The 23,353-nt window shown below is 40.0% G+C and carries 20 protein-coding genes and 1 tRNA gene; 7 read left to right on the forward strand and 14 right to left on the reverse strand.

The window, feature by feature from the left end:
- Positions 1-10 precede the first annotated feature (10 nt).
- Genes FTV17_RS07975 through FTV17_RS07990 form a run of 4 tightly spaced genes read right to left on the reverse strand, consistent with a single transcriptional unit; the run spans position 11 to position 2,947 of the window.
- Complete coding sequence (locus FTV17_RS07975) at positions 11-538, reverse strand: pilus assembly protein PilP (RefSeq protein WP_179998860.1); 528 nt, start codon at positions 536-538, stop codon at positions 11-13.
- A complete protein-coding gene (locus tag FTV17_RS07980) occupies positions 538-1,266 on the reverse strand; it encodes a type 4a pilus biogenesis protein PilO (RefSeq protein ID WP_179998861.1) in 729 nt (242 codons plus the stop codon). Before FTV17_RS07980 ends, FTV17_RS07975 begins: the two co-directional genes overlap by 1 nt.
- Positions 1,263-1,889 (reverse strand): PilN domain-containing protein, encoded by a 627-nt coding sequence (locus FTV17_RS07985; protein ID WP_179998862.1) that lies wholly within the window; start codon positions 1,887-1,889, stop codon positions 1,263-1,265. The genes FTV17_RS07980 and FTV17_RS07985 overlap by 4 nt, the downstream gene beginning before the upstream one ends.
- A complete protein-coding gene (locus tag FTV17_RS07990; RefSeq protein ID WP_035263966.1) occupies positions 1,889-2,947 on the reverse strand; it encodes a pilus assembly protein PilM in 1,059 nt (352 codons plus the stop codon). The genes FTV17_RS07985 and FTV17_RS07990 overlap by 1 nt, the downstream gene beginning before the upstream one ends.
- A 168-nt stretch (positions 2,948-3,115) precedes the next feature.
- Between FTV17_RS07990 and ponA the strand changes: the two genes are divergently transcribed.
- Complete coding sequence (ponA, locus tag FTV17_RS07995) at positions 3,116-5,641, forward strand: penicillin-binding protein PBP1a (RefSeq protein WP_179998863.1); 2,526 nt, start codon at positions 3,116-3,118, stop codon at positions 5,639-5,641.
- Positions 5,642-5,673: 32 nt separating this feature from the next.
- Here ponA and FTV17_RS08000 read toward each other — a convergent pair whose 3' ends face one another.
- The 9 genes from FTV17_RS08000 to FTV17_RS08040 all read right to left on the reverse strand — a co-directional run bounded on the left by FTV17_RS08000 (position 5,674) and on the right by FTV17_RS08040 (position 16,108).
- Positions 5,674-6,480 (reverse strand): putative RNA methyltransferase, encoded by an 807-nt coding sequence (locus tag FTV17_RS08000; protein WP_179998864.1) that lies wholly within the window; start codon positions 6,478-6,480, stop codon positions 5,674-5,676.
- A 71-nt stretch (positions 6,481-6,551) separates the two neighbouring features.
- On the reverse strand, positions 6,552-7,670 hold the full coding sequence (gene mraY, locus FTV17_RS08005; protein ID WP_092767279.1) for a phospho-N-acetylmuramoyl-pentapeptide-transferase: 1,119 nt from the start codon (positions 7,668-7,670) through the stop codon (positions 6,552-6,554).
- Positions 7,671-9,074 (reverse strand): UDP-N-acetylmuramoyl-tripeptide--D-alanyl-D-alanine ligase, encoded by a 1,404-nt coding sequence (gene murF / locus FTV17_RS08010; RefSeq protein WP_179998865.1) that lies wholly within the window; start codon positions 9,072-9,074, stop codon positions 7,671-7,673.
- Between the two features lie 9 nt (positions 9,075-9,083).
- On the reverse strand, positions 9,084-10,580 hold the full coding sequence (locus FTV17_RS08015; protein WP_179998866.1) for a UDP-N-acetylmuramoyl-L-alanyl-D-glutamate--2,6-diaminopimelate ligase: 1,497 nt from the start codon (positions 10,578-10,580) through the stop codon (positions 9,084-9,086).
- Between the two features lie 7 nt (positions 10,581-10,587).
- The gene (gene ftsI / locus FTV17_RS08020; RefSeq protein WP_035263956.1) at positions 10,588-12,417 is read right to left on the reverse strand and encodes a penicillin-binding protein PBP3; all 1,830 of its coding nucleotides are present in this window, start codon (positions 12,415-12,417) and stop codon (positions 10,588-10,590) included.
- Between the two features lie 9 nt (positions 12,418-12,426).
- Positions 12,427-12,771 carry a cell division protein FtsL gene (ftsL, locus tag FTV17_RS08025; protein WP_179998867.1) on the reverse strand — a complete coding sequence of 115 codons (345 nt, stop codon included), beginning with the start codon at positions 12,769-12,771 and terminating at the stop codon, positions 12,427-12,429.
- Entirely contained in the window at positions 12,771-13,694 is a 924-nt protein-coding gene (gene rsmH / locus FTV17_RS08030) for a 16S rRNA (cytosine(1402)-N(4))-methyltransferase RsmH (protein WP_179998868.1), read from the reverse strand. Before rsmH ends, ftsL begins: the two co-directional genes overlap by 1 nt.
- Positions 13,695-13,878: 184 nt before the next feature.
- On the reverse strand, positions 13,879-14,895 hold the full coding sequence (locus tag FTV17_RS08035; RefSeq protein ID WP_179998869.1) for a sulfate ABC transporter substrate-binding protein: 1,017 nt from the start codon (positions 14,893-14,895) through the stop codon (positions 13,879-13,881).
- Between the two features lie 238 nt (positions 14,896-15,133).
- Positions 15,134-16,108 carry a sulfate ABC transporter substrate-binding protein gene (locus FTV17_RS08040; protein WP_179998923.1) on the reverse strand — a complete coding sequence of 325 codons (975 nt, stop codon included), beginning with the start codon at positions 16,106-16,108 and terminating at the stop codon, positions 15,134-15,136.
- Positions 16,109-16,513: 405 nt separating this feature from the next.
- Between FTV17_RS08040 and FTV17_RS08045 the strand changes: the two genes are divergently transcribed.
- The 5 genes from FTV17_RS08045 to FTV17_RS08065 all read left to right on the forward strand — a co-directional run bounded on the left by FTV17_RS08045 (position 16,514) and on the right by FTV17_RS08065 (position 20,018).
- Positions 16,514-16,828 carry a DUF4179 domain-containing protein gene (locus tag FTV17_RS08045; RefSeq protein ID WP_179998870.1) on the forward strand — a complete coding sequence of 105 codons (315 nt, stop codon included), beginning with the start codon at positions 16,514-16,516 and terminating at the stop codon, positions 16,826-16,828.
- A 127-nt stretch (positions 16,829-16,955) separates the two neighbouring features.
- Positions 16,956-18,464, forward strand: coding sequence for a glutamate--tRNA ligase (gltX, locus tag FTV17_RS08050; protein WP_179998871.1), 1,509 nt, complete (start codon positions 16,956-16,958; stop codon positions 18,462-18,464).
- Positions 18,465-18,578: 114 nt separating this feature from the next.
- Positions 18,579-18,654: transfer RNA gene (locus FTV17_RS08055), tRNA-Glu, on the forward strand.
- A 105-nt stretch (positions 18,655-18,759) separates the two neighbouring features.
- Positions 18,760-19,101 (forward strand): membrane protein, encoded by a 342-nt coding sequence (locus tag FTV17_RS08060; RefSeq protein ID WP_035263946.1) that lies wholly within the window; start codon positions 18,760-18,762, stop codon positions 19,099-19,101.
- A 191-nt stretch (positions 19,102-19,292) separates the two neighbouring features.
- Positions 19,293-20,018, forward strand: a complete 726-nt coding sequence (locus FTV17_RS08065; protein WP_179998872.1) for a hypothetical protein — start codon at positions 19,293-19,295, stop codon at positions 20,016-20,018.
- 45 nt (positions 20,019-20,063) lie between these two features.
- Here the strand turns inward: FTV17_RS08065 and ettA are convergent, their stop codons facing one another.
- Positions 20,064-21,725 (reverse strand): energy-dependent translational throttle protein EttA, encoded by a 1,662-nt coding sequence (gene ettA / locus FTV17_RS08070; RefSeq protein WP_035263944.1) that lies wholly within the window; start codon positions 21,723-21,725, stop codon positions 20,064-20,066.
- Positions 21,726-22,023: 298 nt separating this feature from the next.
- On the opposite strand from ettA, the gene FTV17_RS08075 reads away from it, so the two are divergent.
- Positions 22,024-23,301: an O-acetylhomoserine aminocarboxypropyltransferase/cysteine synthase family protein gene (locus FTV17_RS08075; RefSeq protein WP_179998873.1), complete on the forward strand. Its 1,278-nt coding sequence runs from the start codon at positions 22,024-22,026 to the stop codon at positions 23,299-23,301.
- Positions 23,302-23,353 lie beyond the last annotated feature (52 nt).

Consider the following 23,353-nt stretch of genomic DNA (forward strand, 5'->3'; position numbering starts at 1 on the left):
TTATCTCGTCTTAACCAACAGGCCCAAGCAACACTAAGCTTCTTGGTCTTTCGATATAACCATCTCGACCATCTGAAACAATTTCAATCAGATCGATTTGAGTCGGCGTTATCTTCACGATGCGCCCTTGGTTCATCCCCATGTAATTACCACGTTGCACACGCTCAATCTCACCATCAGGGGTTTGAATCAAAGCGAGAATCTGTCCATTGTTACGTTTTAAACTTCCTTTAAAGTTTAACGTTTCCAATGCATAGCTTTCTAAAGGCTGTGGTTGACGATTAAAATTAGGATAAACACGTTTACCCGACATGATTCTTAGCTCTGTTGCCAATGAGTTTGGCAAGAATGGACTTCGAAGTTGATGCGCCGAGTAAAGAAAATTTGGAACTGGATTAAATACAGGTGCCGGTTCTATCGGTAAAGGTGGTTGGCTACGAATATTCGCCATTTCTTGATTGACCGCATCAATACGCGAATCACATCCCACCATAGCCGTTGCAATAACTAATCCGCACAAAAGCTTAAATGATTTCATTATTGTCCTCCTGCTGGCATATCAGCTGGTGGAACAACCGCTGAACCTACCGTATCTTCAGTCGATGCAACATAACGATATGTTTTGGCTTTTAATGAATAATTGATCAGTGGAATATCAGATTTTTTATCTGTACTCGGCGTCGCTGTAATCACAAAATCATGTAAGGTTACGATACGTGGTAAAGACGCAATTCCACTCACAAAACGCCCAAATGAATGATAATCACCTGTCGTTTCTATCGAAATTGGCTGCTCAATGAAGAATTCTTGAGCCACTTCATTTTCGAGACGGATATTTTTAAATTTGAGCCCTGAATTCACACCTGTTAAGTTGATGTCCTCAACTAAACTTGGAATTTCTGTTTCTTTTGGCAATTGTTGTAATTGCTCATTGAAATTCATTTCCATTTGTTGCAACTGTGCTTGGTATTGCTGCAAATTACGGAGCTTAGAATCCTTTTCTTTAAACTCTGTCAGTAAATTTACCTCTTGTGCTTTAGCAAGATCAATGGATTCAAGTTTTGGTTTAATCACCAAAAAGTAACCAATAGCACAAACAAATAGGAAAATAAAAATCCAACAGGTAATTTTTACAGACAGTGGCCAACTACCGTAGTTATTGGAGTCCAAAGTATTAAATTGCTGAAAGAACTTTTCAACAGTCATGGACTTCTTTTTAGGTGCAGTGACATCTGAATCAAAATCATTTAAATCATTACGACTCATGGTGCACCTCCCACATTATTCGCGTCCATATCTGATGTCGGTTGAGCAATTGCACCCAAGTCAACAGTCACGATAAATGTACCGTATGACTCTTCAACTCGAGGGATTACCGAACTTGGTGCTTTTTCCTTAACTTCTGGCGCAGCCAAGAATGAATTCATAAATGCATTTCGGTACCACTGGGAAGCTTCTAAACCACGTAATAACTCTGCTACCGCATTCGGACTTTCTGCTTTACCTTCGATGGTAAATTTATTACCAGTACGGGTAAATTTCGTCAGATACACCGTTTCAGGAACAACACGTACCAATTCATCTACTAAACGCACAGTAACAGGTCGTTGACCTTCAAGACCTTGAATCAGTTTCATCCGCTCAATCACTGCATTTCGACGTTCTTGCAATCCTTCCAAGGATTTTAATTGAACGTCTAAACTTTGATTGGTGCTTACAATAAGTTGGTTTGCTTGTTCTTGGTCTTGCAATTTATGATTCAAGAAGAACCAAGCTGCTAAAACCGATAAAATCGCAAGTAATACCACTGCGATACAGATATAAACAAATTGCTTTTTTCGCTGTTCTCTTAGCTCTTCGCGCCAAGGGAGTAAATTAATTTTAGCCATTAATCAAAACTCCTCAATGCCAAGCCACACGCCACCAATAATGACGGTGCATCATTTTCTATTTTTTTCAGGTCGATTTGAGGAGAAAAGCCCATTTGTAAAAATGGATTAGCAATAGTGACGCGATATCCCAATTTTTGTTGCATCATTTTTGCAAGACCTGGGATATTGGCATTACCACCCGCCAATAAAATATGATCAATCTCGTTAAATTGAGAAGAAGAGAAAAAGAACTGTAATGAACGCGCTGCTTGTTGAATCACTGCATCAAGGAATGGCATTAAAACTTCTGTTTCAAAGTCATCTGGTAAGGTGTTGTCTTTTTTAGCACGCCCAGCTTCATCATAAGATAAGCCATAACGATTTTGCACATCTTGAGTCAATTGCTTACCGCCAAACACTTGTTCGCGCGTGTAAATAATTTTGCCATTTTGCATAACTGATAAAGTCGTCATGGTATGACCAATATCAAGAACACCAACAAGATTTGCACCAATCGGCAATGTATCTGCAAAGACTTCAAAACTACGTTCCAGTGCATAGCTTTCAACATCGGCAACTTTTGGGGTAAGGCCGACCAAATCCAATACTTCAATACGAGAATCCACGTTTTCAGTACGTGTCGCAACGAGTAAAACGTTCACTCTGTTTGGATTGTTTAATCGCTCAGGAAGCACTTCAAAGTCTAAACTGACTTCGTCAAGTGGGAATGGAATATATTGCTCAGCATCCATACGAATCTGAACTTCACGCTCATCATCGCTCATGTCGGCATCCATCTCGATGACCTTGTGAATCACCATAGACGTAGGCACTGCAAAAGCAGCATTCGTTGATTGCGGATTTGCAATATTAATCGCGCGCTCTAAAGCATCAGCCACGTTATCCTGATTGAGGATGTTTTTTTCAACAACACTCCCATCAACCAATGGACTTAACCCGTAACTTTCAACCCAATAGCGACCGTTTTTAACTGATAGCTCTAATAGCTTAACAGAGGTCGAACTAACATCTACCCCCACTAACCCCTTATTTGGCTTACGATATAGTCTAAGCACAATGCAATTCCTATTATTTTTTTGTCCCCAACAACAGCACAATACAAACTAACTACACTTGGTCTAATTTTTTTGCGGATATAATAACTCAACTAACATTCTGTTAAATGAGAAGCTATACTGACCTTCTATTAGTTTGCCTTTAGCACCTATTAAAACTTACTTGTTATGAAAAAGCTATCTTGTTGTGGACAGATTCACCCTTTTTTTTTGCTGATTATCATTATCTTAGTCACAATTCCAATGGGATTTTATGGAATGTATCTCTATATTGCACCATCTTTGCCAGAGATGACTGCTTTTAAGAAGGCTCCATTATTAAAACCGCTGCAAGTTTATACAGCAGATAACCAATTAATCGCAGAATATGGTGGCAAACTTTCTGTTCCAGTTGATTATGAGCAAATCCCACAAGATTTTATTCATGCTTTTTTAGCTGCAGAAGACTCTTCTTTTTTTGAGCATAGCGGTATTAGTTTTAAAAGTTTAGGACGTGCAGTAAGTGAATCGATCACGGGTTCTGACATTCAAACTGGTGGTTCTACAATTACCATGCAGGTGGCTAAAAACTATTATTTAACACCAGAACGAACTCTCAAGCGCAAACTCACCGAAATTTTCTTAGCACGTAAAATCGAACAAAAATTATCAAAAGAAGAAATTCTAACTCTCTACGTCAATAAAATTTTCCTCGGTAAAAATGCTTATGGCATCGCCGCAGCAGCAAAAATTTATTACAACAAGAATTTAGACGATCTTTCAATTGCCCAAATGGCAATGATTGCAGGATTACCTAAAGCACCCTCTAAGTATAATCCTGTGGCCAATCCTGAACGTGCGTTAGAACGTCGCAATTGGATTTTAGGTCGTATGCTACAGTTGGGTTATATTAGCCAAATTGAATATGAAGATGCTGTATCAGAGCCTATCGCTTTGGACATGCCTGATCGCGGTATTAACAATAAATTCCCTTATGTCGGTGAAATGGTTCGTTCGGAACTCGTAAAAAAATTCGGCGATCTCGCGATCGATTCAGGATATAAGGTTTACACCACTATTGATTACAATCGTCAAGCCTTTGCCGAAGAAGCAGTTCGTGTTGGTTTAGAAAGTTATGACCGTCGTCATGGATGGCGTGGCCCAGAAGCCCATGACAAACCCTTAAAAGACTTTGTACCATTTGCAAACACCTACCCTGCTGAAGTCACTAAAGTTTTAAGTATTTCTTTTGAAGCAACTTTACAAGATGGTTCATCAGTCACTGTTCCTTGGTCTGGCATGTCTTGGGCGAGACGCTATCGCAATGCCAATAGTGTGGGTGGTGCACCTAGCAATGCTTCACAAATTGTAAAAGTCAAAGATATTGTTCGTCTACGTCCAAATCAAAATCGTAGTATGTGGTCCTTGGTACAGGTGCCTCGTGTACAAGGTCAGTTAATTGCACTTAACCCAAATGATGGCTCAATTGTCGCGATCGTTGGTGGATATAATTTTTATCAATCGAAATTTAACCGTGCGCTGCAAGGTTGGCGTCAACCTGGCTCTATTATCAAACCATTTGTCTACTCGCTTGCACTTGAACGAGGTATGACGCCGCATACCATGGTTAGTGATAACCCCATTACCATTGGTAAATGGTCACCACGCAATTCTGATGGGCGCTATTTGGGGATGATTCCATTACGTCGCGCTTTATATTTGTCACGTAATACTGTCTCTGTTCGCCTCTTACAAACAGTTGGTCTAGAACGTACTCGCCAATTGTTTATGGATTTTGGTTTGCAGGATGATCAGATTCCACGTAACTACACGATTGCATTAGGAACACCTCAAGTACTCCCTGTTCAAATGGCAACAGGCTATGCCGCAATTGCCAATGGCGGTTTCCGCGTGCAACCTCACTTCATTAGCCGTATTGAGGATGCTTACGGCAAAGTGATTTATCAAGCCAATCCAGAATACGCATGTATTTCATGTATTAAATCTCAGAAGCAAGGTACAACCACTGCTGAAGCAACAACACCAGACGACGAAATTATTGAAGTTACCAATCAGTCTTTAGAGGATAAGCAACCCACTTTAACTGATGAAGAGCGTAGCCAATATCGTCAAGCACATCGAATTTTAAAATCCAGCTCAGCATTTGATATGGCGAATATTTTACGAGACGTAATTCAGCATGGTACTGGTCGCGCAGCATTGAAAATTGGTCGTGGTGATTTAGGAGGTAAAACAGGAACAACCAATGATGCAAAAGATGCTTGGTTCGCTGGCTTTAACGGCAATCTAGTCGCAGTTTCATGGGTAGGTTTCGACCAACCGACTACGCTAGGTCGTCGTGAATATGGGGGTATCGCTGCTCTTCCAATATGGAGTGACTTTATGGAGAAGTCTCTTGCCAATACACCATATGCTTGGGTAAGTTTAGATAAAAATGCAAAAGCTCCTTTAACTCGAGAACAACGTGGTCGTGTACAGACATTAAACCATGAGCAAAAAGATAAAACTCCACCTTTAGCTCGTCCGATTTACCGCCCAGCCCCAGTGGTAGCACCAACGAATGATCGCGATTTTGATGATCTACCAGATACCGATCAACCGTTAACTCCGACGTCGTCGATACCACCGGATATGAATTCAACACCACAAGTTAAACGAGATTCAATCGAAAATTTGATTAATCAAGTTCAATAACCAAAATAAAGCCCTCTAAAAGAGGGCTTCTTTTAACTTTTCTTTTTTAAAATATAGATCTGAAACTCTGCACTCAATTCAAATTTTTCAACTTGCTCTAATTGCTCACGCCGTTCAGGCTTCGCCTTATAAGCATATGGCGTCATTGCGATAAGAGACTTTAAATCATTTTGGTTTAACACCAATGGTGCTTGGATTAAGCTTTCATCAATTAATTCAAAGTGCTCGCTCAACTGCGCTACAAATTTATGTGGCTCATGTGCCTTAACTTCTTCAAATAGTGCTTCTCGCATTTTATATAAATGTTGTGGACCTGGGGTAACAACCATTAAATACCCCGATGATTTTAATACACGTAATATTTCCGCCTCGGGAATAGGACTAAATAAACTGGTACATAAATCGATGGTCTCGCTTAAAACAGGCAACACAGCCCCCGTACCCACAACCCAAGTGACATTTTGATTTAATTTTGCTGCTACCTGAACTGCAGTTTTAGCAATATCCACCCCCACAACTTGTATCGCTTCAGCTTCCATTGCATTGGTGTAATATCCTTCACCGCAACCAATATCTAAAAGATTTTCAATACGTAATTCTCGGATTTTAGCAACGACAGCTTGCTGTAATGGCGCATAAAATCCCGCTGACAAAAACGACCGTCTAGCTTGAACAGACTCAGGGGTATCCCCTGGATTCTTACTGTGTTTATGCTGTACGACATGCAAATTCACATAACCCTGCTTTGCAATATCGTAACTATGATTACTCTTGCAGCGCCATGTTTTCCCCTCAAGCGCCAATGCCTCGCGACAAACAGGACACATCAACAGATTCATCAATTTCTCCAAAAAATTTTAGCGATGAAAAAAAGCCGGCATAAGCCGACTTGATCTCATTTGATTCTTGCTTAGCGCAATTTTAAGGTCATTAGACCTAAAACTACCAGCATAATTGTGATAATCCAGAAACGGATGACCACCTGTGTTTCACGCCATCCTTTCTTTTCATAGTGATGATGTAACGGCGCCATAAGGAAAACACGTTTATTTCGCATACGAAGCGAACCGATTTGTAAGAATACAGAGACTGCTTCGACTACAAATACACCCGCCATAATTGCAAATACAATTTCCTGACGTACCATCACCGCAATAGTTCCCAGCATCGCTCCAAGCGACAAGGCACCAACATCACCCATAAATACTTGTGCAGGATGCGCGTTATACCAAAGGAATGCTAAACCTGCACCTATCATTGCAGCACAAATAACAACGAGTTCAGATGAGTATTTCACATAGGGAATATGTAAATAATTTGCAAAACGAACATCACCCGCCAAATAAGCAAACACCCCTAAGCCCGCCGCAACCAATACAATTGGCATAATTGCAAGGCCATCTAAACCGTCAGTTAGGTTAACAGCATTAGACGCACCATTAATCACTAAATAAGTGAATATAATAAAGCCGATCCCTAAAGGGATTACCGATAAAGGAATTGTAAGATCTTTAAAGAAAGGGATCAGCAAATCCAACATATTCGCAGTGTGTACAGGATTAGTTTGCTGAGTCGCAATTACGTAGAGTGATATCCCTGCACCTAGAGAAGCGACAGATGTCCAAAAAAACTTCTTACGTGCTGGCAAACCTGCATTGTCTTTATAACGGATTTTAATCCAGTCATCAGCCCAACCTACGGCACCAAATATCACCATCACGCCAAGCACAATCCAAACATAAGGGTTTGAAAGGTCTGCCCAAAGTAAAGTTGAAATCCCAATAGAAAGCAAAATAAGGAGACCACCCATGGTTGGTGTTCCCATTTTTTTGGCATGGTTTTCCGGAGCGAAAGAACTTACCGCTTGGCCATATTTTAAAGCTTGTAACTTACGGATCATAACAGGACCAAGAACTAGACCTATCGTGAGTGCTGTCAAGACACTGAGCAGCGCACGTAATGTTAAATAACGAACCACTTGGAACGAGCTGTGATAGCCGGAAAGTTGTTCAAATAACCATAACAGCATTTAGAGTTTCTCCATCAAATCTGCCATCAACGTTTCCATATGGGTATAACGAGAACCTTTGAATAAGAAACTCATTTTTTGCGGTTGATGTGTTTCGATTAGACTAATTAAAAATGGTAGAGCTTGCTCTTGATTGAGGAAAGCTTGTAACTTTTTCCCGTACTGAGTACTACGTGCGCCTTCCTGTGTTGCTGGTGCAAACTCACCAACAGCAACAACAAAGTTGAGTCCGCGAATCGAAACCAAATCTCGCCCGAGTAAATAATGTTGTTGAGCAGCAGTCGGACCTAACTCACCAATATCCCCAATCACCATGACACGAATACCTTCTTGCTGTGCAAGCACTTCACCCGCTGCACGCATCGACGTCGGATTGGCATTGTATGTATCATCGATAAATAAAAAATCATTTTTTTGAATAAAATTCAAACGCCCCTTTGCACCCACAGCTTGTTCTAAACCCGTGACAATATCATCCAAGCTGATATTTAATGACAATGCAAATGCAGCAGCTGCCAAAGCATTTTGAACATTATGCTCACCAGCAAAAGGTAAATCCACGGGTTGGACACCTACAGGCGTATGTAATTTAAATTGAGCACTTTGTGGATTCAGCTGAATATCTGAAGCATAGACATCGCCACCTTCTCCAAAACTTAAGGTTTTTGTTGTTCTCACACTTTGACGGATCTGGTCTATATAATCATCAGCTGCTGGTACGATCGAAGTTTCTGAAACATGACCATAGATTTCAGATTTAGCTTTACAAATTCCGTCACGCCCACCGAACTCACCAAGATGAGCCGTACCGATATTAATAATACCCGCAACATGAGGTTGAACAAGCTTCGAGGTATAGTCAATTTCTCCTTGATGACTAGCTCCGAGCTCCATCACTGCATATTCATGATCTGGTCGAAGCTCCAATAGCATCATAGGCACACCCAGATCATTATTGAGATTACCTCGCGTGATCAATGTCGGTGCTTTGCGAGCAAGAATACTACCAAGCATTTCTTTAGTCGTCGTTTTGCCGCTACTACCAGTCAGTGCTATAACTTTTAATTGCGTATGCTGAGCGCGACGAAATGCACCAAGCATACCTAATGCTAATCTCGTATCTGTTACCACCAACTGACAAATATCAATGTCTAAAGGCCGCTCAACAATCGCAATCTGACAGCCTTTTTCAGCCACTTGTTGAACAAAGTCATGCGCATCAAAACGCTCACCTTTCAAGGCTAAAAAAGCATCCCCCGACTCCGCATGACGTGAATCTGTCAAAATACGCTTTACTTCTCCAGTCGGTTTTTTATCATTCAACCAATACCCTTGAGTAGCAGCAACTAGATCAGACAAAGCCCATGGGACAAGTGTCGCAGTACTTGTAGTAGATGTGTGCATAATGATTCCTTAGTCTGCTGGATAAGATGCTGGCTCAGTCGCATGCTGACCCTTAATGGCTGCTTGGACTTCTACCACATCATCAAACCAATGACGGACACCATCAATCTCTTGATAATTTTCGTGGCCTTTGCCTGCAATCACAACAATGTCACCTGCTTTCGCTGTTTTCACTGCAAACTTAATCGCTTCACGACGATCATGAATTTCATGAACATCTCTGTTCAAAAATTCAATTCCAGCCTTCATGTCAGCAAAAATTTGTTCTGGGTTTTCAGTACGTGGATTATCTGAGGTGAGTAATACAACATCTGCATGATCTAAAGCAGCCTGTGTCATTAATGGTCGTTTACCGCGATCACGATCACCACCGCACCCAAACACAGCCCATAATTGCTGTGAAACATGACGTTTTAATGTTTGAAGAACCTGAATTAATGCATCAGGAGTGTGCGCATAATCCACAACAAACAAACGATCTTGATCACGCAACACTTGCATACGCCCTGGCGCGCCTTTTAGCTGAGGAACTAAAGCGACTAACTGAGATAAATCTAAACCCGCCTGTTCAACAGAGATTAAGCTCGCAACTACATTTTCAATATTAAAATGACCCAATAATGGACTATTCACTAAATAGCTTTGGGTCTTGGTCACCAATTTAAAATGAACACCGTCTAAACTATATTGAATCTCTTCAACACGGTAATCCGCGGGTTGAGTGGTGGAATAAGTCAAAATTTTAGGTTTTGCTCGATTTTGCTCCGCCGCTTTGAGCATGATATTTGCGTAAGCATCATCGATATTGATAATTGCAACTTTAAGACTCTCAAACTGAAATAAGCGTGATTTTGCCTCAGCATAGGCCTCTAAAGTCTTGTGATAATCCAAATGATCGCGACTTAAATTACTGTAAGCAGCAACTTCAATTGGCGTTCCATTGAGACGCCCCTGTTCAAGACCATGGGAGCTTGCTTCAATAGCAGCAAACTTAGCCCCCTGCTGAGCATAAGCATGCAATTGATTTTGCATATGCAATGCATCCAACGTGGTATGTGTAGATGCTTCAAGGTGAGGTAAAACCCCATTCCCAGTCGTCCCCATCACCGCGCATGGGTGTTTGCTTAACATCAATAGCTCTGCAACAAGCCTTGAAATGGTCGTTTTACCATTGGTTCCCGTGACAGCCAATACTCGAAGTGGATTTACTGGTTGTGTCTGTTGCAAATAATCTTTCTGCCATTGTCCCATGAGCATACGCACATTCGGAACGATCAAACTTGGCGTTAAACCTAAATCTTGTTCTGAAATAATAGCCAAAGCACCAAGATCCAGTGCCTTCTGTGCATACTCTGCAGTTTTTTCAGGTTGAGAAAGACTAGTCAAAGCAATAAATACTTGTCCCGCTTCAACTTTACGACTATCTAATTGGAAGCCATTAAATGCTTGTTGCATCCATTCTGCTGGATGATCTACAGCGTAGATTTGTTGAAATGTAATCGACATTCATCACCTATGGAATGGATTTTGGAGTATCTAAGGGTTTATCCAATGGTACGTTTAATAGTCTCAGCGATTCCTGCATTACTTTTGCGAAAACAGGTGCTGATACAGTACCACCGTAATATGTGCCTTTCGGATTTTCGACCACGACGACCATCGCCAAACGTGGATCACTTACAGGTGCAACACCTGCAAATAAAGCTCGATATTCATTGGTCGAATAACCTTTACGGTCAGCACGTAATTTGTGTGCTGTACCCGTTTTACCTGCAACTCGATAACCTGGTATTTGAGCACGAGTCGCTGTACCGCCTGGTAATGTTGCTGTCTCCATCATTAACAAGACTTGATCCGCAATTTTAGGATCAATCATTTGTTCACCTTGAGGAGCTTCATCCAGCTTGTACAAACTTAAAGGAACTTTCTTCCCTTTATTTGCCAGCATGGCATAAGCATCTGCCAATTGGAGTACCGTGGCATTGAGACCATATCCATAGGACATGGTTGCAACTTCTGAAATATTCCATTTACTTGGCGGTAAGATTAGACCTGGGCTTTCACCAGGGAATTTAACAGCCGAACGCTGTCCAAAACCAAGACGTTTATAGAACGTTGGTAAAGTCGGATAAGGCAAAGATAAAGCAATTTTCGCTACACCTACGTTGGAGGATTTTTGAATAATGCCACCTAAAGTAAGCGCTCCATAATTATGCGTATCACGAATTGTATGATTACCGACACGCATCGACCCTGGGGTGGTATTAACGACTGAGTTTGCAGTGTACTTACCACTTTCAAGCGCCATCGCCACCGTTAATGGTTTCATCGTCGAACCTGGTTCAAACGAGTCAACTGCACCGCGATTTCGCATTGCATCTTTATTGGATAAACTTTTTTTATCATTCGGGTTATACGACGGCCAACTGGTCATCGCTAGAATTTCACCGGTTTTGACATCGACCGCAATTGCTGTAGCAGAACGTGCATTATTTGCCACGCCTACCGCGGTAAGCTCTCGATACATAATGTATTGCAATCGAGAATCAATACTGAGTGTAATATTTTCCCCAGCTTCAACTTCTTTAATAACTTCTGGAACTTGAACACGGTTACCATGCTTATCACGTACAATTTTCTGTTCGCCATTGACCCCTGCAAGCCGCTTATTCAGCTGCATCTCCAAACCTTCAATCCCTGTTCCCTCGGTATTGGTTAAACCAATGATTTGAGAGTTGGGTTGTGGTTGTGGGTAATAACGTTTATATGATTTTTCAGAATATACGCCAGCAAAATTACGTTGTGCTAACAGAGCCGCTTGAGCAGGTGGTACTTCTTTTTTCAATACTAAATAACGTGAACGAGCTCGATCTTGAACACGCTTTTTGAGGTCAGCTCGATCCAACCCAACTGCATCTGCTAGCTCATCTAAATTCAGGTTTTCCTGTGGTAACTGATTTTTTAATTTACGACTGGTTGGATTCTTTTTTAACTCTTCGGTGATTTCATCAAAAGTTGCTTTAGTTTCAAAATAATGTTGAGGATCAATCACCACCTTCATAATCGGTGTACTAATTGCTAATGGCACACCATTACGGTCGCTAATAACCCCTCGCATCGCGCTTAATTTTTCAGTACGTAAAATTTTGGCATTGGCTTTATTTTGCAAAAAGTCTTTGTTCACAATTTGAACATAAAAGGCACGTGCAACCAATACCACAAAAAATGTCAGGACTAAGCCCCACATTAAATAGAAACGCCACATATCTACAGCAACGGTTCTTTTCTGTGTAATGGGCTGCTGTTTTTTACGTGTTTGTTTTGTTTTGCTTTTATCAACCATTCAGCGTGCCTATCGATTTTTCGCGGTTTCAGCAGGAAGTGAAATCACCACAGTCTGTGATGTTGGTGGTGAATACATACGTAATTGTGTCACTGCACGTGTCCCAATCTGTGCAGTCGCTCCAAATGTCTGTTGCTCAATAAGTAGACGACCCCATTCAGCATTGATGTCTTCAAGCTCACGCATATGCGTATTGAATTCACGAAAATCTTGACGATAAGAATAGACCTGATAGACCACCATAAATGCGCTCACCATGACCATTGCGGTTAAAATGCTATAGATCAGTATTTTTTTTCTCACCAAGGGCGTTGCTACAGGTTCCTGTTGTTCTACGTCTTTTTCCTTTTTCATTATTCGCCTTTAAAATTTATTCGCTCTGCAACTCGCAACCAAGCACTTCTAGAGCGCGGATTTTGTTTCACTTCTTCTTCACTCGCACGTACGCGATCAATTTTTTTCAAACGACGAGTTTCTTTAGGTTTCTGAGGTAAGCCCCAACCATCATCCTCAGTTAAAGTCGACTCTTTTTGAATAAATTGTTTAATAATTCGATCTTCTAAGGAATGGAAACTGATGACCGCTAATCGCCCTCCATTATGAAGCATATCCAGTGCTTCAGGTAAAAAAGCATGCACATCTTCTAATTCTTTATTGATTTCAATTCGAATTGCTTGGAATGTACGTGTCGCAGCATGCTTATTCTTTTCCCATTTCGGATGGGCAACTTTTACAATTTCAGCCAATTGACCTGTAGTCTCAATATAACCTGCTGCTTTAATCGCTTTCGCAATGCGGCGGCTATATCGTTCTTCACCATATTGAAAAATAATATTCGCTAAATGCTCTTCATCAACTTCAACCAACCATTGCGCTGCAGTTAAGCCTTGAGAGTTGTCCATTCGCATATCCAGTGGACCATCTTTCATAAAGCTAAAACCACGTTCGGCCTGATCAAGCTGTGGTGATGACACACCCAAATCTGCCATAACACCATCGACAGTTTCAACACCGCGTTGATTTAGGGCTGTTTTAATATCTGCAAAACTTGCATGAATAATGGTAAATCTTGGATCTTCTTGTTCTAACTGAGCAGCCACAGCCAAAGCCTGCGGATCTTTATCAAAGGCATAGACACGAGAATGTTCATCTATTTTAGACAAGAGAAGCCGAGTATGACCTCCTCGACCAAAGGTGCCATCTACATAAATCCCTGTATTACGCCCACCCAATAGAGCATCTACAGTTTCATGAAGTAATACAGAAATATGCGACATAATAACGTTTCAGAACATCTAAAAATTTAACTGCACATTATTACCTTGTTTTAATAAAGCTCCAAACGACTTTTTGTAGGTAAATTTTACTTTCTATAGGCAAAACCGTTTCATTCACTGGAATGTTCAAATAAAAAAGCCTCACTTAGAGGCTTTTTTATTGAATTTCAATTACTTCGGTATATTAACGACGGCTGTTATAAATCTGATCAAAAATCGCACCATTCACAAAGTGTGCTTGTTGTGCTTTTGCCCAACCACCGAAAACCTCATCAATGGTGAATGTTTTTAACTTAGGAAATTGTTTTGAGTATTTTGCTAACACTTCAGCATTACGCGGACGATAGAAATGCTTAGCAGCCATCTCCTGACCTAATGGTGAATATAAATAGTTGATATAGCCAGTTGCCAACCATTTATTGCCATTTTTATCTACAGTACGATCAACGATGGCAACAGAAGGCTCTGTTAAAATCGAAATAGATGGATAAACAATATCAAACTGATCTTTGCCCAAGGCTTTTTGAGTGACCAGTGCTTCATTTTCCCAAGTGAGCAACACATCGCCAATTTTACGCTCAGCAAATGTCGTCATAGAAGCGCGCGCCGCAGAGTCCATCACTTTGACGTTATGGTACATCTTGCCGACAAAGTCTTTTGCTTTCGCTTCATTACCACCTGGTTGTTTGAGTGCATAACCCCAAGCTGATAAATATACCCAGCGTGGTAGTCCACCTGTTTTAGGGTTTGGTGTGATGATTTCTACACCCGGTTTAACAAGATCTTGCCAATCCTGAATTTTTTTAGGGTTACCTTTACGCACCATAAAAACAATGGTTGATGTATAAGGTGCAGAGTTATAAGGGAACTCTTTTTGCCATCCTTTATTGATTTGACCCGATTTCACGATCTCTTCAATATCATTTGCCAAAGCCAAAGTGACAACGTCACCTTTCAAGCCATCAACCACAGAGCGTGCTTGTTTACCTGAGCCACCATGAGATTGTTTAAAGTTGACTTTCACTCCAGTTCTTGACTGCCAATATTGACCAAATGATTGATTAAACTCATCATAAAATTCACGAGTCGCATCATAAGATACGTTCAGGAAATCACGTTGTGCTGCTTGAGAAGACACACTGAACGATAAACCTGTTGCGAGTAAGCCCGCTGTAAGCAAGGCTTTAAATTGAATTTTCATAGTCAAAAATCTAGATATACATAATTAAGCTAAATATATGAAATAAAATCATATTCATCAATTTAATTTGGAGATGTGGTTTACGTTATATTGCTACCATTTTTCCTTTCAAGTTTATGAATTAATTCATAAATCATCTTAAACACGATCTATATTCAAATATATAGTATTTTATGTATTACTTATAAGAAAAAATGGATAGCATGTCGCTATCCATTCACATAAGGCTAAAAGTAGATTATTTTTCTGCTGAAATTTGGTCGTAAATCGCGCCATTTACAAAGTGCGTTTGCTGCGCTTTCGCCCAACCACCAAATACTTTATCGATGGTAAATAATTGTACCTTTGGAAATTTAGCACTGTATTTAGCTGCGATTTTTTCATTACGTGGTCTAAAATTATGTTTAGCTGCTAATTCCTGACCCAAAGGTGAATACAGATAGTTAAGATATCCTTTTGCGAGATTACGATTCCCATTTCTATCAACGGTTTTATCCACGATAGCAACAGAAGGCTCAGCTAGGATTGAAATGGATGGATAAATAATTTCAAATTTATCTTGCCCCAAACCTTGCGTCGCTAAGAGCGCTTCATTTTCCCAAGACAGTAAAACATCACCAATTCCACGTTCAGCAAAAGTCGTGAGTGATCCACGGGCTCCTGAATCTAACACTTTGACATTTTTGTATAGTCGTTTGACTAACTCACGAGCTTTGGCATCATTTCCGGCAGGCTGTTTAAGCGCATAGCCCCATGCAGATAAATAAATCCAACGTGGCGCACCACCTGTTTTTGGGTTTGGGGTAATGATCTCAACACCCGGCTTAACTAAATCATTCCAATCTTTGATATTTTTCGGATTGCCTTTTTTTACTAAAAAAACAATGGTAGATGTGTAGGGTGCTGAATTATTAGGAAATTCTTTTTGCCAATTTTTATTGACATAACCAGCTTTTACAATTTCTTCAATATCATTTGCAAGTGCCAAGGTCACAACATCTGCTTGTAATCCTGTTGCTACAGCACGTGCTTGTTTCCCAGATCCACCATGAGATTGCTTGAATTGTACGTCTTGACCAGTACGTTTTTTCCAAAACTCACCGAAACTTTGGTTATATTCTTGATAAAATTCGCGAGTGGGATCATAAGAAACATTTAAAAACGATGTATTCGCCTGTGCAGTCATACTGAACAACAATGCCCCAAGACTCATTGTGCCCAATAATTTATTGAAAAAGTGCTTATTCATTAAAATCTCTTTTTTATTACATTTATGAATTGCACTATATTTTTTATTTACTTCAGTCACAATGTATTCAATAGATGAATTAAATCATTGTAAATATCTAAATTTTATATACATTTACTTCATATGAATTGCATTTTTATCACTTAAATTCTCTTTAAAATTTACCGCATAACATCATATCTTCACCAAATCTCCATATTTTATTGATAAAAAGAGGCAAAATTTATTTCAGCTACAGGTTGAGTAACTTAAGGATTGTTGAATAACAAATTGTAAGAAAGTGTGATGCATTTGTACTTTTGTGAATTTTCTGGTTAAAATGTAAACCTAATTACTCTTACAATAAATTCAAAATAGGGGAAAATTGAAATGAATTTGTGCTATTTACAAGCGTTAAGCTTAACTTTATGTGTTTTCGGCATGAGTCAGACACATGCAGCAGTGTTACAAAACTCTGCTAAATCACTACAAAATTCTAATGTTGCTGAAAAGTCTTTAACACCTATCGAACGTGCATTGACTCAACAAAAACGTGAACGTGCTGAGAACAAACCTTCTTCAGAGATGGATCAGATTAAAGTGATCACCTCTATTAAGAATGCTCCAACGCAAAACTTCCTAGCATCGCAACACCAACAGTTTTCGCGTTTTTTACAAAGTTTATTTCCTCAGCACACATCTTAAGCACCATTTTTCTCAGTCTCCCCAATTGAGCCAAATTTAGCCCAGTCCGATTTAATGAATTAATCATTAAGCCACTGGGCTTTTTGCTATAATAAAACCAATCTTTATTTGATAACTTTTTCTGGCTATGACAGTTCGTACTCGTATTGCACCATCTCCTACAGGTTTCCCCCATGTAGGTACTGCTTATATCGCATTATTTAACCTATGTTTTGCTCAACAGCATGGCGGTGAATTTATCTTACGTATTGAAGATACCGACCAACTCCGCTCAACACCTGAATCAGAAAAAATGATTCTCGATTCATTGCGCTGGTTAGGGTTAAATTGGTCAGAAGGTCCAGATGTGGGTGGTCCTCATGCGCCATATCGTCAATCTGAACGTATGGATATTTATAAAAAATATGCGTTAGAACTGGTAAAAAAAGGTCATGCATTCTATTGTTTTGCCACTGCTGAAGAATTAGATCAAATGCGTGCAGAACAACAAGCACGTGGTGAATCTCCTCGTTATGATGGTCGTGGTCTAAAACATACACCAGAAGAAGTTGAAAGACGTTTAGCGGCTGGCGAACCGCATGTTATTCGCATGAAAGTACCTGAAGAAGGAATTTGTAAATTTAATGACTTACTGCGTGGCGAAGTAGAAATCCCATGGGCACAAGTCGACATGCAAATTCTGCTGAAAACCGATGGCCTACCAACTTACCACTTAGCAAACGTTGTTGATGACCATTTAATGGAAATCACTCACGTGATTCGTGGTGAAGAATGGATTCCATCGGCACCTAAACACCAATTGCTTTACCAATATTTTGGTTGGGAAATGCCTGTGCTTTGTCACATGCCACTTTTACGTAACCCTGATAAGTCAAAACTATCTAAACGTAAAAACCCAACTTCAATCAATTACTACAAAGATATCGGTGTATTACCAGAAGCATTATTAAACTATTTGGGTCGCATGGGTTGGTCAATGCCAGATGAACGCGAAAAGTTCAATTTGGCTGAGATGATCGAGAATTTTGACATCCAACGTGTATCGCTTGGGGGTCCAATTTTCGATGTAGAAAAACTCAATTGGTTAAACGGTCAATGGATCAAAGCACTTAGCCCTGCTGAGCTTTTAGATACTTTATTGGCGTGGAAGGCAGATCGTGCCAAGTTAGAAGAAATTGCGGCTGCAATTCAACCACGTATTAACCTATTGTCTGAAGCAGTGAATTGGTCAGCACATTATTTTAATCACTTCCCTACACTGTCTAAAGAACAATTCGAAAGTAAAAAGCTATCTGAAGAGCAAGTTCGTCAAAGCCTACAATTTGCAATTTGGCGCTTAGAAAGCTTATTTACTTGGAATAATGACACTGTTAGCCAAACGCTAATGGATTTAGCTGCACAAATGGAAATTAAATTACGTGACTTTATGCCTGCGTTCTTTATTGCCATTGCGGGTTCTACTGCGTCAACGCCAGTGATGCAAACCATGGTGACCATTGGTCCTGATTTGACTTTTGCTCGCCTGCGTCATGCACTCGAAATCGTTGGCGGTCCAAGTAAAAAAGAGCTTAAAGTATGGGAAAAATTGAATGAAAGCTTAAAATTGCCGAAAAATGATGCAGTTGATGAAGCTTAATTAATTTTTTTATTGACGCATGAGTGTTATATCCCTAATATAGCGCTCACACAGATTGAGCACTTAGCTTGATACCTAGATTGCTTTTATAGCATTGACTGTGTTGCCTCATAAGTCCCTATCGTCTAGAGGCCTAGGACATCGCCCTTTCACGGCGGTAACCGGGGTTCGAATCCCCGTAGGGACGCCAAATTCTAAAAAACCACTGACCTCGATCAGTGGTTTTTTTTCATCTATACATTTTTGATTTTAGTTTCGATGTTATAGAATTAAGCAAAAGAAATACGGAGCGCTCATGCAGTACCAATGCCCTAAATGTCAAAGTCGTAAAATTCTTCCTTTAGCAAGTGCCAATGCACCTGCTGTACGACCAAATGTTCCTAAAAGCTTAATCATCCTCGTACCAACCTTATTTTTACTCCTATTATTGGTCATTATTAGCGTTGTACTGATGATTTTTAGTAATGGTGCTGGTGAGACACTTCAAATTGCAACTGTGATCGTATTTTTAATTGCAGTGATTGCGGGTGTGATGTTCTGGAAAGATTTACCAGATTTCAAAATTTCGATGCAAGCCTTCATGCAATCTCAAAAGAAATGGAAATGTCGTGAATGTAATCACGAATGGGAAAATTAATTTTTCTGAATTAAACGTACGGTTAGTTTAGCCGTACGTACCCTTTCATAGCGCTTAAGACAGCTTATTCAAATCGTTAATATTTAAATAATAAATTCAAAACACGCTTAAAAACTAAATTTAAAACAGAACACCCACTTTTAAACAGTTAATATTTTTCATCAATATAATAGAACAATCTTGAGAATCAAATGACAACATATTTAAGTAAAACTATATGCTTTCTTTTAACATTGTGCATCAGTGGATGCATCGCCACACCAAAAGTAATGTTTCTTGACACTGAAACAACTAAAACCAGAACAATAAAACAAGAAGATAAAATGATCGCTATTGCTCAAATTAAAACCATAGATAGTGAACAGGGGCTGTTATTTTTAGGTGAAAATTATTCATATCTTATTACAGAAGGTGGAGAGCAGCTTTTACAACTGATTCAAAATTTTCCAGCTGATGAAAGGCTACTCCATAATAAACCCCCTATAGTTTTCCATATAGCTCAGAATACTCCCTCTTTCAGTGGTGAACTTACTTTTATCCACCCATCCCCTACATACACTATGGAATATAATAATCTTAAAAAAATCCAAGCTAAAGGGTTTAATGAAACTATAGTTACAAAAATCGGAAAAAGTAACAGAATGGCATACCCTGCTATGAAGATTAAATTTAAAGGAAAAATTTATCAGCCGACCAGTTCAGAGAATATTCAGCACAAACTCTCTAAACCCTATCCGATTTCATTAGAAAAAACATATATTGTTCAACGAAAAGATTCTGCAGCACGCACACTCGCAGCAGTTATTCTTACTCCCCTCGCGCTAACTTTCGATATTATTACTTTACCGATCGTCATTGTCGGCACACCTCTAGTAGCAGTTGGAATACTTGCGACCCAAGAGGATGTTATAAATTGACTATAAAAAAACCAGCCTGAAGGCTGGTTTTTTTATTAGATGGAATTAACCACCAATTTTGCGATATTTCTGGCGCTTAGCCACTAAATCATCGCCATCACGTTTACGACGGTATTCTTCGAACTCAGCATAGTTTCCTGTGAAGAATTCTGGTGTTTCACCTTCGAATGACAAGATGTGCGTTGCAATACGGTCAAGGAACCAACGGTCATGCGAAATGACCATTACAGTACCTGGGAATACTAAAATTGCATCCTCAAGGGCACGTAAAGTTTCGATATCCAAGTCGTTCGATGGTTCATCGAGAAGGATAACGTTTGCACCCATTTGTAGAATTTTCGCAAGTTGTAAACGGTTACGCTCACCACCTGACAATTGACCTACACGCTTCTGCTGATCTTGGCCTTTAAAGTTAAAACGACCAATATACGCACGTGATGCGATTTCATATTCACCAATACGTAAGATATCTAAACCGCCAGAAACTTCTTCCCAAACCGTTTTATTGTTATCTAAGGTGTCACGAATCTGACCCACGTAAGCCACTTTAACTGACTCACCTAGCGTTACCGTACCTGTATCAGGTTGTAATTCACCTGTCATCATACGGAATAGTGTAGTTTTACCCGCACCGTTCTCACCCACGATACCCACGATCGCACAAGGTGGAACAACAAAAGATAAATCTTTGTAAAGTGTACGATCACCAAACGATTTGCTGATGCCTTCAACTTCTACAACCTTGTTCCCTAGACGTGGACCAGGTGGAATGTAGATTTCAGACGTTTCGTTACGTTGTTGGAATTCACGAGAGTTAAGCTCTTCAAAGCGCTCCATACGTGCTTTATTTTTCTTTTGCTGACCTTTTGCATTAGAACGAACCCATTCAAGTTCTTTTTTCAATGCTTTAGCAAAAGATTCTTCTTGCTTCTGTTCTTGCTCTAAACGGGCATTTTTCTGCTCTAACCAAGAAGAATAGTTACCTTGATAAGGGATACCCATACCACGGTCAAGCTCAAGAATCCACTCAGCAACGTTATCTAAGAAATAACGGTCATGCGTAATCGCAACAATTGTACCTGGGAAGTCTTTTAAGAAACGTTCCAACCATGAAACAGATGATGCATCCAAATGGTTCGTCGGTTCGTCAAGAAGCAACATGTCTGGTTTAGACAAGAGCAAACGGCAAAGTGCCACACGACGGCGCTCACCACCTGACAATTTAGTGACATCAGCATCCCAAGCTGGCAAGTTTAATGCTGCCGCTGCTTGTTCAAGCTGGTTATTTAAGTTATGCGCATCCCAAGTTTGAATAATTGCTTCAAGCTTTTCCTGCTCTTTTGCAAGTGCATCAAAGTCGGCATCTTCAGCTGCATATTCAGCGAAAACTTCATCAAGACGAGCTAATGCATCAAGTGCTTCACGAACGCCATCTTCAACGTTGCCACGAACGTCTTTTGTTTCATCTAATGGCGGCTCTTGCTCAAGGTAGCCGATTTTGATACCTGGTTGTGCACGAGCTTCACCAGAGAAATCTTTATCTACGCCCGCCATAATACGAAGCAAGGTTGATTTACCTGCACCGTTTAAACCAAGAACACCAATTTTAGCGCCTGGGAAAAATGATAAAGAGATGTCTTTAAGGATTTCGCGCTTAGGCGGAACCATCTTAGACACACGGTTCATCGTGTAAATATATTGGGCCACGTAGGACTCCTCTATAAAAAAAACAAAATCCGCTGTAAATACAAATCGCGGACAAATAATTACGGAGCATTATACGATGAATACGATAAAAACATAAGCCATACGCCCGAACTTGCATGGAATGTTACAAGTTTATTTTTTCATCAAATTCACCATTCAAAGTGCACAAGAATATGGCTTTTAAATGAGCAACATATGAGAATTTTAGATAACTTTTTCAATATTTTATAAATTTTATAATATGATTAGGGTGCTATATTCTCATTGAACAATTTTTAAACCTCAAGAAGATCTCAAAATGACATATAAGGACGAAACCCTCGCCATCCATGCTGGATACTCACCTGAACCAACGACTAAAGCAGTTGCGGTACCCATTTATCAAACGACTTCTTACTCATTTGATAATACGCAACATGGCGCAGACCTATTCGATTTAAAGGTCTCTGGGAATATTTATACACGGATTATGAACCCAACGACTGCTGTGCTTGAACAACGTATTGCTGCACTCGAAGGTGGGATCGGCGCATTAGCACTTGCATCAGGTATGGCAGCCATTACCTATGCCATTCAAACCATTGCTGAAGCTGGGGACAATATCGCTTCTGTATCTACACTTTATGGTGGTACATATAATTTATTTGCACATACGCTACCAAAACAAGGGATCGAAGTGCGCTTCTTCGATTATCAAAATCCAGAAAGTTTGCGGGCACTTGTTGATGAAAAAACTAAATTAGTCTTTGTTGAGTCTATTGGTAATCCACTCGGCAATATTATTGACTTAGAAGCGATTTCTAAGCTTGCACATGAACTTGGCATTCCTGTGATTGTGGACAATACGGTTGCTACACCAGTGCTTCAAAAATCTTTTGAATTTGGTGCAGATATTGTTGTTCACTCTCTAACCAAGTACATCGGCGGACATGGTAATTCGATCGGCGGTATCATTGTTGACAGCGGTAAATTCCCTTGGGGTAAATATCCAGATCGTTTTAAAGCATTAAATACTCCCGATCCAAGCTATCACGGCGTGAACTATGTCGAAGCGCTTGGTGAAGCAGCTTATATTGCACGTGCTCGTGTCGTGCCATTACGCAACACAGGTGCAGCGATTAGCCCACAAAATGTTTTCTTAATCCTACAAGGTTTAGAAACATTAAGTCTACGTATGGAACGGCATACTGAAAATGCTTTAAAAGTTGCTCAATATTTACAAGCTCATCCAAAAGTAAAATGGGTAAATTACGCAGGATTATCTGATCACCCACAACATGCTTTAGCTCAGAAATACGTTAAGGGCAAACCCTCAGCAATTCTTTCATTTGGTGTACAAGATGGTTTAGCAGGCGGAACTCGCTTTATTGATGCCCTACAATTATTCACACGATTGGTGAATATCGGGGATGCAAAAAGCTTAGCATGCCACCCAGCAACCACAACGCATCGCCAACTGAATGAAGAAGAGTTAAAAGCTGCTGGCGTTTCTACGGATATGGTTCGCTTATCCATTGGAATCGAACATGCGGACGATTTAATTGCCGACCTAGAACAAGCGCTCGCTCAAGTTTAATCTTGATAATACATTAGAAATAAAGCCTCATGATTGGGGCTTTATCCTCATT

Origin of the sequence: Acinetobacter sp. YH12239 (assembly GCF_013417635.1) — a bacterium.
Classification (GTDB): domain Bacteria; phylum Pseudomonadota; class Gammaproteobacteria; order Pseudomonadales; family Moraxellaceae; genus Acinetobacter.